The sequence below is a fragment of the Dysgonomonas sp. HDW5A genome, assembly GCF_011299555.1.
Lineage (GTDB): Bacteria > Bacteroidota > Bacteroidia > Bacteroidales > Dysgonomonadaceae > Dysgonomonas_A.
Genome location: NZ_CP049857.1, coordinates 1,294,722 through 1,309,247, shown reverse-complemented (window position 1 = coordinate 1,309,247; position 14,526 = coordinate 1,294,722). Strand labels below are relative to the sequence as shown.

Sequence of the window (14,526 nt, the reverse complement as noted above, 5' to 3'; positions counted from 1 at the left end):
CACTAAGCACAAAACATATATGTCAAAATGTAAATATCCGATTCTATTCCTTATAGTATTTGTTTTAGGCATCAATAATATATTTGCTCAGACAGCTTCTGCGGTTGTAACCGAATCTCTTAGCTTGGACGATCAACGCAAATTTGACTATTATTTTTATAATGCCATGAATAGTAAATCTATTGAGCAATATGGAGCAACTTATGATTATCTCCAATATTGTATGAAGATAGATTCGACAAATGCCAGTGTATTATTCGAATTGGGTAATTTCTTCAACTCTATTCAGAATAAAGACGAGGCGTATACCTATTATAAAAAGGCGGCAAATTACGATCCTGACAATTTTTATTATAATATGGCTCTTGCAGCATCTTATGCCGAGAGACAAGAGTATAAGGATGCGGCAGCGATTTATCAAAAATTGATTAATCTCAATACTTCAAAAATAGAATTGTATATGTACCTGTCGGAGGTATATCGTCTTGATGGTGATTTAAACAACTCTATTCAAGCGTTAAATGATTTGGAGCGTACTATGGGTATGAACGAAAAAATTACTATCCAGAAGTTCAAACTCTACTCAGCTCTTAATGACAAGAAAAAGGCATATGCAGAGGTTCAAAAATACATAGATAAATACCCTCAGGAAATAAGATATTATATATTGCTGGGTAATTTATACCTGCAGGATGGGAAGACTAAAGAAGCTTATGTTGCTTTGACCAAAGCTAAATCGATAGATCCTGAAGATCCGTATCTGATTACATCGATGGCTAATTACTATCAGACCATTGATGATCAGCCGAAAGCTGAGGCCGAACTTCGTGCAGCTCTATTTAGTGCCAAAACGGATGTTGATACTAAAATCGGAATATTAAGTCAATACATCGGAATCTTACAACAGAACAAACAAGATTTGGCTCCGGCTAATGCCCTTCTTGATTCTTTAATGATAGAGTTTCCTCAAGAGGCAAAGTTTAACTTGCTTTATGGTAATCTGCTGATGGTTCAGGATAAGAAAAAAGAGGCTAACTTTCAATATCGCGTTTATGCAGAATCTGATCCTACAAATCCTGTGGGATGGGAACAATTGCTTCAATCGACAGATGTAGATAGCATAGATGCTCTTATCGATGTATGTAAGTCAGCTATAGTATATTTGCCCGAAGAACCTTTGTTTTACTTCTACTTATCGGTAGGTGAATATCAGAAAAAGGAATTCAAACAGGCTCTCCAAACTTTAAACAGAGGAATCGGTTTCGCAGAAAATAATCCACGTTTACTATCTGAGTTTTATGGTCAGAAGGGTAGTATCTATTATGAATTGAAACAGCAGGACAGTGCTTTTATCGAATTTGATAAATCGTTGAAATACAATCCTCAAAATCTGGGGGTGTTAAATAACTATAGTTATTACTTGTCGCTTACTCATAAAGATCTGGATCGTGCTGAAAATATGAGTAGCATTACAATAAAAGCAGAACCCACTAATCCAACGTACTTGGATACATATGGCTGGATATTATTTATGCAAGGTGCTTATACTACAGCTAAAATATATCTTGAAAATGCTGTGAAATACAGCGAGGAAAAAGAAAAAGAGATTAGTGCCGAAGTGCTGGAACACTATGGTGATGTCTTATATATGACTGATGACAAGGAAAATGCTGTGATATATTGGCAGAAAGCCAAAGAGAAAGGCAGTGAATCTAAAACTCTGGATAAAAAGATAGAAACAAAAACGTTTATTGCTCCTAATCCTATAAAATGATGAATGCAAATAGCATAAAAAATATCTATAAACTCGCTTTCTTCTTTAGTCTGATTGCTTTGGTTTCGTCTTGTAAATCGTCTAAGTCAATCGTAAGCAACGATGGATCGGTGGTTGCTAAAACACACGATCAGGTTGTAAAAGATGTTCTATCTGCCGAAACAGACTATAAAACAATCAGTGGTAAGATTGCTTTGGAAATGATATCCGGATCAAAAGAATCCGGAATGAAAGTGAACAGCCAATTAAAGATTGTGAGAGACGAGATAATACAATTATCGATACGGGCACCGTTTATTAATTCAGAAGTTTTCAGACTAAGCATCACTCCCGATTCGGTATATGTTATAGACCGTTTATCCAAGAAATATGCTGTTGAGAATATAAAAGATCTTGAGCAAGAACGAGGAATACAGTTTAACTACAACAATCTGCAAGCGTTATTTACAGATGCGTTGTTTATTCCGGGAAAGAGTAAGGTCGGTGGTACTGATTACAATCTGTATGATATCACGATGAATGGTGGAAAGTACCATCTGGAAACAAAAGATAAAGTAGGCTTGTCGTATCGTTTTGTAATTGATCCGAACGATCGGGTTTCCGAAACACATATAACTGCCCGTGATGGGAAATACTCATTGAGGTGGATATATCGTGATTTTGTAAAAGAAAGTGCATCTTTGTATCCGACTACAATGGAGGCTAATGTCGATTTTAATAAGAAAAAAGTCAAACTGATAATGTCTAATTCGGGATTGGACTTTGATAAAGAACTGACTGTAGATAATAGTTTACCTGCTAAATATACCAGAGTTTCGGTATCGGATATTCTGAAAAACTATATTAAGTAAAAGTAAATATTTAAGAATATGATTAAAATCATAACTATCTATTGTTTTTAAATTTGCCAAAGCAATAAATAGTTCAGTGAATTTAAGTAAGTTTGCTATCTTTATTTCGTGTAAGCAATTCTATGTGAATAGTTATTCAATAAAATAATAAAAAGGTCTGTGACCTTAAACAAACAGGTCGATGACCTTCAATGACTAAGATGAGATCAGTACTTGTTTTATTTATATTATTTCTTTCAACCCTATTTGTTTTTCCCCAGTCGAATAAAATAAAAGATCTGGAGAATAAGAGAAAATTGGCTTTACGCGAGATAGAAAGTACAACGTTATTGTTGAACGAAACAAAGAAAAATACATCCACATTATTAAGCAGAATCAATCTCTTGACGGAGCAAATAAGTTCACGTCAGCGGTTGATTTCGTTGTTAAATGACGAGATGAGTGCAATTGCCGAGCAGGAAGCTGCTACGGAAAAAGAGATCGTTATACTTACCGCTAATCTAAAGGGGCAGCAGAAATCGTATGCACGAGCGGTTGAGGGAATTGTTCTGAGAAAACAAAGTGGTAATAAATTATTATTTGTACTGTCGGGAAGTTCTTTAGCTGAATCTCTTCGCCGTATGAAGTATTTGAAAGATTACTCACAATGGCGTGATAATCAAATCACAGAGATTAAGGAAAAACAAAAACTTTTGCAGGAAAAGAAAGCGGCTCTCGAAAAATCGAAGGCTGAGAAAAAGGCTTTGTTAGGAAATCGGGAAAAGGAGCAAACCAATTTGCAAAAAGAAGAACAGGTTCATAAACAGGAGGTTTCGGATGCAAGTAAAAAGCAAAAGGAATTACAAAGTATTTTGCAAACCAAACAAAAGCAAGCCGATAACCTTAATGCTCAAATAGAAAAACTTATAGCACAAGAAGTGGCTCGTCAGGAGCGTGAAGCAAAACGCCTTGCAGAAGAGCAGGCTCGTAGAGAACGTTTAAAAAGAGAGCGTGCCGAAAGAGCCGAAAAGGCAAAACGTGAAGCTGCAAGAGCAGCCAAAGTACCGCCGAAAACAGAATCACCAAAAGAAAAAGAGGTTTCTCCAAAGGTTGAAACGGAAGCTCCATCGAGAGAGACCGAAGAGGTGGCTATGGCTACTCCGACTGTGACAGCCGAAAATTTTAAATTATCATCTAATTTTGCTGCAAACAAAGGACGTCTGCCTATGCCTGTAACAGGTAGTTATAGTATCGTCGGGCGTTTTGGTACACAGCAAAATAGTCGATGGCGAGTGACAACCAATAGTAATGGTATTGATATACAGGCTAGAGCGGGAGCTCAGGCTCGTGCCGTTTTCGGAGGAGAAGTTTCTCGTGTTGTTGCATTCCCAGGATTTAATAACTGTATTATTATACGGCATGGCGGATATTATTCGTTTTACGGAAATATTCAACAGATATTTGTAAAGCAGGGACAAAAAATTTCGGCAGGACAAGCCTTGGGTACAGTTTATACCGATTCGGATACAGGAAACTCTCAACTGCACTTCCAGTTGTGGCAGGGAACAAACAAATTGAATCCTGAGCCGTGGCTTCAAAAATAAAAATAAAAGAGCGAATCTTGGAGCTTCCCAAAGTGGAGGATGCAAGAGGAAATCTTTCTTTTATTGAAGAAAGCGGACAAATCCCGTTCAAAATAGCTCGTGTTTATTGGATATATGACGTTCCTGCCGGACAGAAAAGAGGTAGTCATGCCTTCAAAAATCAGGAAGAAATAATCATTGCACTTTCCGGTAGTTTTGATGTTGTTCTGAATGATGGAAAAGAAACCCGCCGTTATCAATTAAACAGAGCATATAAGGCATTGTATGTACCTGCTAAAATGTGGCGTACTTTAGAAAATTTTGCTACAAACTCAGTCTGCCTTGTTATATCCTCAGGGGCTTACGATGAAAGTGAATATATTCGAAACTATAGACTTTTCAAGCAATTTATAAAAGCCGGTGAAATTCAATCGGAGACTATTGAATCTGTGGCTTTACCTAACCCTATGGTTGAAGTTTTACCACAGAAAAATACAGTTTTTGGTTGTTTGCCTGTTGAATTGCCAACCATAAAAAGCAGAGCAGGTAACTTAACTCCTGTACACTGTTCGGTAGATATACCTTTTGATGTTAAACGCGTGTTTTTTGTATATGACATTCCTTATGGAAAAACGAGAGGCATGCATGCACATAAACAGTGCCATCAATTTCTGGTAGCAGCCAGTGGCAGTTTTGATGTAGAGTTGGATGATGGTAAACATAGAAAAACGATAACTGTAAACAGACCGATACAAGGCATACATGTTTTGCCCGGAATATGGTCTAAAGAATACAACTATTCATCGGGAGCTATTTGTTTAGTTTTGGCTTCTGAAATATATACGGAAGAAGACTATATTCGCAGATACAGCGATTTCAAAAAGATAAGGTCTTAGAGACTTGATTTTTTCATTAGAAGAAAAGATTCATTGATATGTCGATCAGAATTGAAAAATATAATACCGAATATAAGTCCGTTTGGGATGACTTTGTGTCTTTTTCCCGAAACGGTACTTTTCTGTTTTACAGGGATTATATGGAGTATCATTCCGGTCGGTTTCACGATTATTCTTTGATGTTCTTCGATAAGAACAAGCTGATTGCTCTACTTCCGGCAAATATATCGGAACAAGTATTCTACTCCCATCAAGGCTTAACCTATGGAGGCTTAATTCTTTCGGAGGATACTAAAACACCTCAGGCAATTGAGATATTAGATACAGTTGTAAAGTATCTGCAAGAAAACAAAATAAGCAAGATTATATATAAACCGATTCCGCATATATACCATCGCTATCCTTCTGAGGATGATTTATATGCCCTCTTTAGAAATAAAGCAACACTATTGTCGAGGACGATATCTTCAACAGTTGATCTTTCCGCCAAGCTGGGCTATTCGGAACTACGAAAAAGACAACTGAAGAAAGCCGAAAAACAAAATCTCATTGTGTGCGAATCGGATTCTTTACCCGAATTCTGGGCTGTTCTCGAAGAGAATCTTAAAGAAAATCATCAGGCAGTTGCCACTCATTCATTAGACGAAATAGCGTATTTGAGGAATCAATTTCCCGATAATATCCGATTATTCTGCACTTTAAAAGAGAATAGGATTTTGGCGGGTTGCTTAATTTTCGAAACAGCTACAGTGGCTCATTCTCAATATATATCGGCTTCGGAAGAAGGAAAAGAGGCTGGTGCATTAGACCTGTTATTCGACCACTTGATAAATAAGGTTTTTGTCAAGAAGAAGTATTTCGATTTTGGAACATCTAACGAAGATAGTGGTCATTTTCTCAACGAAGGCTTGATTTCCCAGAAAGAAGGTTTTGGAGCGAGAGGCATTATATACGACACCTATCAAATAAATATAACACTACAATAATGGATTTAAACTCCCTGTTTAGGAGAAAAGATATAACTAAAGGAGGTCATGTAGGAGAAATTCAGGATCATGGACTTAAAAGAGTATTAGGCGTTAAAGATCTTACCCTGTTTGGTATTGCGGCAATAATTGGAGCAGGTATTTTCAGTACAATCGGTCGGGCGGCTTTTCAAGGAGGCCCTGCGGTTTCACTGCTTTTTGTATTCGTTGCCATTGCCTGTGTTTTTACAGCTTTATGCTATGCACAGTTTGCATCGATGATATCTACAAGCGGTAGTGCTTATACCTATACCTATGCAACATTAGGTGAAATCTTTGCTTGGGCAATAGGTTGGGCTCTTATTCTCGAATACTCAGTATCAAATATGGTTATTGCCATCTCCTGGTCGGGATACTTTACTACGATGCTCGAAGGATTTGGTATACACTTTCCGCATTACCTTTCTATAGGCTATTTAAGTGCCTACGAGTCCTATCAGAAAGTCATGGCAAATATACCAGATCTTCCTACCAATGTTATACAATCTGCTGAAATATACCGTAGTGCTCCTGAAATTTTCGGATACAAAATACTGATTAATTTACCTGCGGGAGGTATTATTATACTTCTTACATCATTGGTTTTTGTTGGCATCAAGGAATCAAAAACAGTAAATAATCTTTTGGTTTACCTTAAAGTCGGGATTATCTTGTTTGTAATTCTAGCCGGATTTTTCTTTGTGAAGCCTGCTAATTGGTCTCCATTTGCACCCAATGGGGTAGGCGGAGTATTAGGCGGAGTTGCTGCTGTCTTTTTCTCATTTGTCGGGTTCGACTCAGTTTCTACTACAGCCGAAGAATGTAAAAATCCACAACGTGATATGCCCCGTGCCATGCTCTATTGTTTAGCAGTATGTACTATATTATATATTGCAATAACACTGGTGCTGACTGGTATGGTTAGCTACAAGGAATTGGGTGTTGACGATCCTTTAGCGTATGTCTTTCAACTGGTCGATATGGATTTTATTGCAGGTGTTATATCGGTAAGTGCAGTAATAGCCATTACGAGTGCCATATTAGTATTCCAGATTGGGCAACCCCGTATCTGGATGACAATGAGCCGCGATGGTCTTCTCTGGCCTAAGTTTGGTAAGATTCATAAGAAATTTAAGACTCCTGCTTTTGCGACTATTATTGCAGGGATATTGGTTGCTGTACCTTCTTTCTTCCTCGATATGCAATTTGTGGTAGACCTTACGAGTGTAGGTACATTTTTCGCCTTTATACTAGTCTGTTCGGGAGTTCTGTATCTCGATCATAAGGGATATAGCAAAAAAGCAAAATTCAAAGTACCTTATGTAAACGGACAATATATTGTTTTTATTTTGCTTCTTATTGCGTTTGGTATTTTCTTGTTGAAGCTCGATTACAAAGCGATTCTTCAAGAGAAACCACTCCTGATTGTCTTTTGGATAGCTTGGGCGGGACTTTCTGTTGCAGCTTATAAATTAAAGTTTTCGTTACTTCCAACACTGGGCATATTGACAAATTTGTATCTTATGACCGAATTAGGATTGTCCAATTGGCTTATGTTTTTAATGTGGCTGGCAATTGGCTTGTCTATCTATTTTTTATATGGATATAAAAAGAGTAAATTAGCCATCCATAAAGTGTAAGTATATGATTCCTTTTCTTGACCTCAAAAAAGTAAATGAGAAATATCAATCGGAGATTGAGCAGGCTGTTTTACGGGTTGTTCGTTCAGGCTGGTATATATTGGGAGAAGAGGTAAAGCAATTCGAAATTTCGTTTGCCGATTATTGTCAGGTCAATAACTGTATAGGCGTTGGTAATGGCTTGGAGGCTATAAAGCTCATTCTGTGTGCTTATAAAGAATTGGGGATAATGAGTGATGGTGACGAAGTGATAGTGCCCGCCAATACATACATTGCTACAATCTTGGCAATAACTGAAAGCCGATTAACTCCTGTATTGGTAGAGCCTGATATTCGAACCTATAATATTGATCCTAAAAAGATCGAAGAAAAAATAACATCAAAAACTAAGGCTATTCTGCCTGTTCATCTTTATGGGTTATCTTGCCCGATGAATGAAATAAATAAAATTGCCCAGAAATACAATCTAAAAGTAATTGATGATGCTGCTCAAGCTCATGGAGCTATTTATCAGGGGAAGCCTGTAGGTGGATTGTGTGATGCTACAGCTTTTAGCTTTTATCCGACTAAAAATCTGGGAGCATTGGGTGATGCAGGTGCAGTAACTACAAATGACACTAAATTAGCGGAGGTTATCAGAGCTTTAGCGAATTACGGGACAGAAGCTAAATATATCAATAAATACAAAGGATTTAATTCTCGCCTCGATGAGGTACAAGCGGCTGTATTATCTGTAAAATTGAAATATTTACAAGATGATACCAAATACCGACAAGTATTGGCAACTAAGTATTTTACGGAGATTGTAAACGAGGATATTATATTACCCTTTGCAGACACTATTACAGAGCATTCTTTTCATATGTTTGTGGTACGTTGCGAACGAAGAGACGAACTCCAAAAATATCTGTCGGATCAGAATATACAAACTCAGGTGCATTACCCTTTACCGCCACACAAACAAGAGGCTTACAAGGAGTGGAGCAATCTGTCGTTTAGTATAACAGAAAAAATCCATAAAGAAGTACTAAGCTTACCATTAAATACTGCATTGACACTTTCCGAGGCTACAGCCATAATTAGTTGTCTCAATAAATTCTAAACTTTTATCGGGATTCTCAGCTAATAATGTTTAAGGAATGAGTAGTCTTTTTTATTTTATGGTGAAGTAAGGTGTTCTGTTCAAAAAAAGATATACATTTGGCTATTTTTTAATGAATAAAGTATGAGTAGCAATAAAAGGCATAAAGTACCTTTCGGACCGATAGGTATAATTATGGCAATCGGAGTAGTGTTTGGCGATATAGGAACATCACCGCTCTATGTGATGAAATCGGTATTGGAGGCACTTCCGGATAATCAACTTTCTCGTCCTGAATATATTATTGGTGCAGTATCTTGTGTAATCTGGACTTTAACTATCCAAACTACCCTTAAATACGTAATTCTTACACTGAGAGCCGATAACAAAGGTGAAGGAGGAATCTTGGCTTTATATGCACTCATCCGGCAGAAATACCGTTGGGCTTATGTGGTTGCGGCTTTAGGTGCTGCTACTTTATTGGCTGATGGTGTAATTACTCCTGCAATGACGGTTATTACCTCTATGGAGGGATTAAATAATATTGTTCCCGAAGTACCTATTGTTCCTGCTACGCTACTTATTGTTATGGGAATATTCTTAATACAACCTCTGGGAACAAGTTCATTGGGGAAATATTTCGGAACAGCCATGCTTGCTTGGTTTGTAATGATAGGTGTTGTAGGACTAAGTCAGTTTATCTATGATCTGAGTGTAATAAAAGCATTCAATCCACTCTACGCTATTCGCTTTCTGATAGAAGCCCCTCATACCATGTTTATTTTAGGTGCGGTTTTCCTTTGTACGACGGGAGCCGAAGCCTTATATTCGGACCTTGGGCATTGCGGACTCAAAAATATCCGTATTTCGTGGGTTTTCGTTAAAATTACATTGATTCTTAATTATTTAGGGCAGGCAGCTTGGATTATAGATAACCCATCTCTCGTTCATCATGGAATTAACCCTTTCTTTAGTATGATGCCTTCGTGGTTTAGCTTTATTGGGGTTGCCATGGCTACTGCTGCTTCTATTATTGCCAGTCAGGCACTTATAAGTGGGTCGTTCACCGTTATTAGTGAGGCTATATCGCTGAATCTTTGGCCTAATGTGAAGATCAAATACCCGACACATATCAAAGGTCAGATGTATATTCCATCGGTCAACTTTACGATGATGATATTCTGTGCGATAATCATCATGATGTTTCAGTCTTCTTCAAATCTCGAGGCTGCATACGGGTTGGCGATTACATTGAGTATGTTGATGACCACCATGTTACTCTACCTTTATTTCAAAGAAACGAAAAAGCCGGCTTGGTTTAGTATTCCCGTTTCGCTATTCTTTTTCATTATAGAGTTTAGCTTCTTTGTAGCTAATATGCAGAAATTTGCACACGGAGGTTTTGCTTCTATTCTTATAGCAGCAATCATCTTCTTCATGATGTATTCATGGTTCAACGGTCGTCGTATCAAGAGACGTTATACAACCTATGATCAGGTAAACGAACCTTATTTGGCACATATACAGGAAATAAGTGAAGATACTTCAATCCCCAAAACCGCAACTAATCTGGTTTATATAACCAAGGCGAATAATAAACATGCTTTGGAAAGTAAAATAACTTATTCACTATTTAAAAAATTCCCCAAAAGGGCTGACACATATTGGTTTGTGCGTATCAAGAGAACAGATGCTCCTTATGAGTTTAGTTATGATGTGAAGACTTTTGTTCCCGGAAAAATCTTCAGAATCGATCTTCGGGTTGGCTTTAAAGTAGGTATACACACCGATAAGTACGTACGTTTGATATGTTATAATATGGAGAAGAAGAAAGAAGTCGATCTGTCTTCACGCTTTCCCTCGATGCACAATGCAAAAGGAGATTTCTCTTTTATTGTTGTTGATCGTATATTCCGTAATATTGAACTAGAACCTCGTCAGCGTATTATTTTAGCTTGGTATAACCTGATTAAGCGATTCAGTACATCCGATACGCAAATGCTCGATCTTGACCCTTCTTTTGCGGTTGTGGAAACAGTTCCGTTGGTGAATGTACACCACAAGGATGATATTCTTGAAAGGTTGATAACACAGTCTGATTTGGCAGACCAAGGCGAGACATCTTAAGTGTTAAGTAAAGAATAAAATTTATTGGTATATTTTATACTTGTAACAATCTATATTTGTTATACTTGTCAAAGCAATAAAAAGGTCTGTGACCTTAATATTTCCGAAAGTAATAAAAAAAGGTTTGAGACATTAGATGCTCAAACCATTCAATAACTTGTAGTAGTATTCTATTGCTTCCCTTATTTCATCGGGTTTTATATACTCATCCGCAGTATGTGAACGAGTCGAATTTCCGGGACCCATCTTTACCGAAGGAAACGGCATGAGTGCCTGATCCGATAACGTGGGTGATCCATAAGGTTCTCTGCCTAGAACTATTGCACGTTGTACGAAAGGATTTTCAATCGCAATTTTTGATGAATTAAGGCGGTATGAACGGGGTGTAACCTCACATTCGGTATGTTTATTTATAATTTCAAATAACTGCTCATTGCTGTAACACTCGTTGCTGCGTACATCTACAACAAACGAACACTTATCGGGTACTACATTGTGCTGAGTTCCTGCATTTACCATTGTAACGGTCATTTTTACCGGACCCAGAAGATCGCTCACATTTGGAAATTCGAAAGTGCGGAACCATTCTATGTCTTTCATCGCTTTATAGATGGCGTTTACCCCTTCGTTACGGGCAGCATGCCCCGATTCTCCTGTCGCAACACAATCTAACACCATTAAGCCTTTCTCGGCTATGGCAGGATGCATTTCTGTGGGTTCGCCTACTATCGCAAAGTTTGGCGTGGGTATATCCTTTAAAGCAGATTCGATTCCGTCTTTACCTGAAACCTCTTCTTCACAAGAAGCCAGAAATATAAGGTTATAATCTTGTGGCTTCTGAGTCACAAGAAAAAAAGTATACATCAGACTGACTAAACTTGCTCCTGCATCGTTGCTACCTAATCCGTACAAGCAACCATCTTCTTCAATCGGCTCAAAAGGGTCTTTAGTCCATCCCGAAACCGGTTTTACCGTATCGATATGTGAATTTAATAATATGGTGGGTTTTGCATCCGTAAAACCGAGCGATTTAATCCATATATTATTGCCTTTTCGTTGAGGGGTAAAGCCTGCTTTTCGGATATATGATTCTATCATATCGGCTACTTCATTTTCCTGCCTGCTATATGAAGGAATGCGGATCATGTTTTTCAACAGATCTATTGCATCATAAAATAATTCGTCAATATCTTTTTCCATAACAAAAACAAAGATAAAATATTGGCTCGAATAATAAGTTCGAATGTTCTAAATAAAGAAATAGAGGATCTATTTATTTATAAAAATACGTATGAAATAATATCTTTGTATGTATTCTTAACAAACATGTACAAAACAAAAAATTAATCCTATGAAATTTTATTTCTTAACGCTAATTGCTTTAGTATCTTTTTCTCTTGTGTCTTGTAATGACGATAATAACGGAAATGAGGAAACAGATGGTGTTTATCTGCCCGATGTCATTGTGAATAAATCGTTGGAAGAGGGCTATGATGGTATTGCAACTCTGTACTTTCGGTATGATAAACAAAACAGGCTTACTTATATAATTCAAGCTATGGGTGAAGCTACTGCCGAAGAGGGCGATACTATCAGATTTAACTATGATTCGCAAGGGCGTTTGTCGTATGTTGTGTCAGCCGATACTGCTAAGTTCACTTACGATGGTAATAAAGTGTTTTGCATAAGCCCTTCTGAAGATGGTTTTTACAGAGATACATTGGAGTTGGGCAGTAAGGGCGAGCTGCTGAAACTATACAATGCAGAGGTAGTGTATACTTATGGGTATGATGCGAAAGGAAACATGGATAAGTATACCGTAAAAGATATAAATGGAAACGTAATTCATACTACCACTTTAACTTACGATGACAAGAATGGTCTATTTAAAAATATCAAAACACCATCTTGGTTTTTTATAAGAGAGCAGGCATTCCCTTTGTGCTTTATAAATAATACTTTGCAGGAGGTAAACGACTCCGTTGCAGATATATTTACGCTTAAATACAATGATGCGGGATATCCTACAAGTGTAGAGGTTAGTGGAAGCAGTAAATTTCTGTTAACGATCGATTATCTGACAATAAAATAAGAAAGTTGTTTTAAACGATTCATTTTAGAAGCACGTTTTTTTATTAAGCCGTGCTTTTTGTACTTTTACATTTGATCTAATCCAGATACAAGAAAAATATGGTTACTATTACAATTGAAGAAAGAGAATTCATTGAGAAAACGATAAAAGAATGTAAAGAGTGTTTCATCGGGCTGATAGATACCGATGGTTTACCTTATGTTATCCCCATGAATTTTGGATATAAGGATGATGTGGTATATCTGCACTCCGGACCCGAAGGTTCAGCCGTTCGGGCAATAGAAAATAATCCGAATATATGCATAACATTTTGTACTCCTTCCGAAATTACGCATCAGCATGAAGAAGTTGCCTGTAGTTACAGAGTCAAGGGAAGCAGTGTCGTTTGTCGTGGAAAAGTGACCTTTATAGAAGACTTCGACGAAAAGGTGGAGATACTTAATATATTGATGGATCAATATTCGAACCGACCTTTTAAGTATTCGGAACCTGCTGTTCGCAATGTCAAAATATGGAAAGTACCTGTTGATAAAGTTACTGGAAAAGTATTTGGTGTACCTTATAAAGAGTCGCATCATTATAAAAAAGATTGACAGAATAATGCAGCGTATGTTAATAAGAGGCATCTTATAATATTATTAACTAAATTAAATAATATTATTATGAAAAAGAACAATTTCCTTTTTAGCCTTTCTATGAGCCTTTTTTTATGTTTATTGTTGTCGTGTAGCGATGATGAGAGTATCTCTAATAAACAATTATTACCGTCTCAGATAAAGCTGAATTATAATTTAAGTAGCAGTTCTCCAGGTACTAGTGTTGAAGTTGTAGACGCGTTCACTTATGATGATGATAATAGGTTGACAAATATTTCTCATACATATACATCTACTTCCGAAAGTAAAAGTGTTAACCTCAAAAATACAGTTATTAAGTATGATACTGATGGACGAATTATTGAAGCTAATATAACGTCATCCGAAAATAGTGCAATATCAAAAGTCTCAGTGGAGAAGTATAGTTATGACGGAGATAAAATAAAGATAAATAAAGATGGGAAAGATTTTGCTACGATTCAGCTCTCATCAAAAAATATAACTTTAACGTATGCACTAGTGGGCGAAAGCAAAGAGGTTGTTACCTATGAGCTTGACGACAGAGGGAATGTTATCGAATATGTTTTTAAAAGTGATTATACGAATAAATACCGATATACTACAGACCGTAAGAATGGAATATTTAAAGATGTGAATACTCCGCATTGGTTTTTAATTACACAGACAGCTTTCTCTGAGTATCAATTGGAAAACACAATAAAGAGATATACATCTGGTAGTAGCGATGATAAGTGGATTGAATATACTTACAATGAGATCCAATATAATAAAGATCTTTATCCCGTGTCTATCAGAACAAAGCCTTCGCCTGATTGGCTTGGTATAAGCTCTTCTACTATGACTATTGAATATATTCCGGCAAAGACAATTATTAAATAAAGA

At 37.0% G+C, this 14,526-nt stretch carries 12 protein-coding genes; 11 read left to right on the top strand and 1 reads right to left on the bottom strand.

The window, feature by feature from the left end; translation table 11 throughout:
- The first annotated feature begins 19 nt into the window (after positions 1–19).
- The 8 genes from G7050_RS05500 to G7050_RS05460 all read left to right on the top strand — a co-directional run bounded on the left by G7050_RS05500 (position 20) and on the right by G7050_RS05460 (position 10,935).
- The gene (locus G7050_RS05500) at positions 20–1,774 is read left to right on the top strand and encodes a tetratricopeptide repeat protein (RefSeq protein WP_166112324.1); all 1,755 of its coding nucleotides are present in this window, start codon (positions 20–22) and stop codon (positions 1,772–1,774) included.
- Entirely contained in the window at positions 1,771–2,625 is an 855-nt protein-coding gene (locus tag G7050_RS05495; protein WP_166112321.1) for a DUF4292 domain-containing protein, read from the top strand. Before G7050_RS05500 ends, G7050_RS05495 begins: the two co-directional genes overlap by 4 nt.
- 200 nt (positions 2,626–2,825) lie before the next feature.
- The gene (locus G7050_RS05490; protein WP_166112318.1) at positions 2,826–4,208 is read left to right on the top strand and encodes a murein hydrolase activator EnvC; all 1,383 of its coding nucleotides are present in this window, start codon (positions 2,826–2,828) and stop codon (positions 4,206–4,208) included.
- Positions 4,193–5,083: a WxcM-like domain-containing protein gene (locus G7050_RS17880; protein WP_255499265.1), complete on the top strand. Its 891-nt coding sequence runs from the start codon at positions 4,193–4,195 to the stop codon at positions 5,081–5,083. Before G7050_RS05490 ends, G7050_RS17880 begins: the two co-directional genes overlap by 16 nt.
- Before the next feature lie 38 nt (positions 5,084–5,121).
- Complete coding sequence (locus G7050_RS05475) at positions 5,122–6,069, top strand: GNAT family N-acetyltransferase (RefSeq protein WP_221412825.1); 948 nt, start codon at positions 5,122–5,124, stop codon at positions 6,067–6,069.
- Complete coding sequence (locus G7050_RS05470; protein ID WP_166112315.1) at positions 6,069–7,727, top strand: amino acid permease; 1,659 nt, start codon at positions 6,069–6,071, stop codon at positions 7,725–7,727. The genes G7050_RS05475 and G7050_RS05470 overlap by 1 nt, the downstream gene beginning before the upstream one ends.
- A 4-nt stretch (positions 7,728–7,731) precedes the next feature.
- Positions 7,732–8,829 (top strand): DegT/DnrJ/EryC1/StrS aminotransferase family protein, encoded by a 1,098-nt coding sequence (locus tag G7050_RS05465; RefSeq protein WP_166112312.1) that lies wholly within the window; start codon positions 7,732–7,734, stop codon positions 8,827–8,829.
- Between the two features lie 123 nt (positions 8,830–8,952).
- Positions 8,953–10,935 (top strand): KUP/HAK/KT family potassium transporter, encoded by a 1,983-nt coding sequence (locus G7050_RS05460; RefSeq protein WP_166112309.1) that lies wholly within the window; start codon positions 8,953–8,955, stop codon positions 10,933–10,935.
- A gap of 132 nt (positions 10,936–11,067) precedes the next feature.
- Here the strand turns inward: G7050_RS05460 and G7050_RS05455 are convergent, their stop codons facing one another.
- The gene (locus G7050_RS05455) at positions 11,068–12,135 is read right to left on the bottom strand and encodes a M20 family metallo-hydrolase (protein ID WP_166112306.1); all 1,068 of its coding nucleotides are present in this window, start codon (positions 12,133–12,135) and stop codon (positions 11,068–11,070) included.
- A gap of 151 nt (positions 12,136–12,286) precedes the next feature.
- Here G7050_RS05455 and G7050_RS05450 point away from each other — a divergent pair, with 151 nt between their 5' ends.
- The 3 genes from G7050_RS05450 to G7050_RS05440 all read left to right on the top strand — a co-directional run bounded on the left by G7050_RS05450 (position 12,287) and on the right by G7050_RS05440 (position 14,523).
- On the top strand, positions 12,287–13,027 hold the full coding sequence (locus tag G7050_RS05450) for an RHS repeat protein (RefSeq protein ID WP_166112303.1): 741 nt from the start codon (positions 12,287–12,289) through the stop codon (positions 13,025–13,027).
- A 98-nt stretch (positions 13,028–13,125) separates the two neighbouring features.
- Positions 13,126–13,620 (top strand): pyridoxamine 5'-phosphate oxidase family protein, encoded by a 495-nt coding sequence (locus G7050_RS05445; RefSeq protein ID WP_166112300.1) that lies wholly within the window; start codon positions 13,126–13,128, stop codon positions 13,618–13,620.
- Between the two features lie 69 nt (positions 13,621–13,689).
- Positions 13,690–14,523, top strand: a complete 834-nt coding sequence (locus G7050_RS05440) for a hypothetical protein (protein WP_166112297.1) — start codon at positions 13,690–13,692, stop codon at positions 14,521–14,523.
- The last annotated feature ends 3 nt before the right edge of the window (positions 14,524–14,526 follow it).

Excerpts from the sequence above, each read along its gene's own strand:
- G7050_RS05475 (WP_221412825.1), top strand. The coding sequence starts at position 5,122 with ATGTCGATCAGAATTGAAAAATATAATACCGAATATAAGTCCGTTTGG.
- G7050_RS05470 (WP_166112315.1), top strand. The coding sequence starts at position 6,069 with ATGGATTTAAACTCCCTGTTTAGGAGAAAAGATATAACTAAAGGAGGT.
- G7050_RS05490 (WP_166112318.1), top strand. The coding sequence starts at position 2,826 with ATGAGATCAGTACTTGTTTTATTTATATTATTTCTTTCAACCCTATTT.
- G7050_RS05455 (WP_166112306.1), bottom strand. The coding sequence starts at position 12,135 with ATGGAAAAAGATATTGACGAATTATTTTATGATGCAATAGATCTGTTG.
- G7050_RS05445 (WP_166112300.1), top strand. The coding sequence starts at position 13,126 with ATGGTTACTATTACAATTGAAGAAAGAGAATTCATTGAGAAAACGATA.
- G7050_RS05450 (WP_166112303.1), top strand. The coding sequence starts at position 12,287 with ATGAAATTTTATTTCTTAACGCTAATTGCTTTAGTATCTTTTTCTCTT.
- G7050_RS05465 (WP_166112312.1), top strand. The coding sequence starts at position 7,732 with ATGATTCCTTTTCTTGACCTCAAAAAAGTAAATGAGAAATATCAATCG.
- G7050_RS05495 (WP_166112321.1), top strand. The coding sequence starts at position 1,771 with ATGATGAATGCAAATAGCATAAAAAATATCTATAAACTCGCTTTCTTC.
- G7050_RS05460 (WP_166112309.1), top strand. The coding sequence starts at position 8,953 with ATGAGTAGCAATAAAAGGCATAAAGTACCTTTCGGACCGATAGGTATA.
- G7050_RS05440 (WP_166112297.1), top strand. The coding sequence starts at position 13,690 with ATGAAAAAGAACAATTTCCTTTTTAGCCTTTCTATGAGCCTTTTTTTA.
- G7050_RS05500 (WP_166112324.1), top strand. The coding sequence starts at position 20 with ATGTCAAAATGTAAATATCCGATTCTATTCCTTATAGTATTTGTTTTA.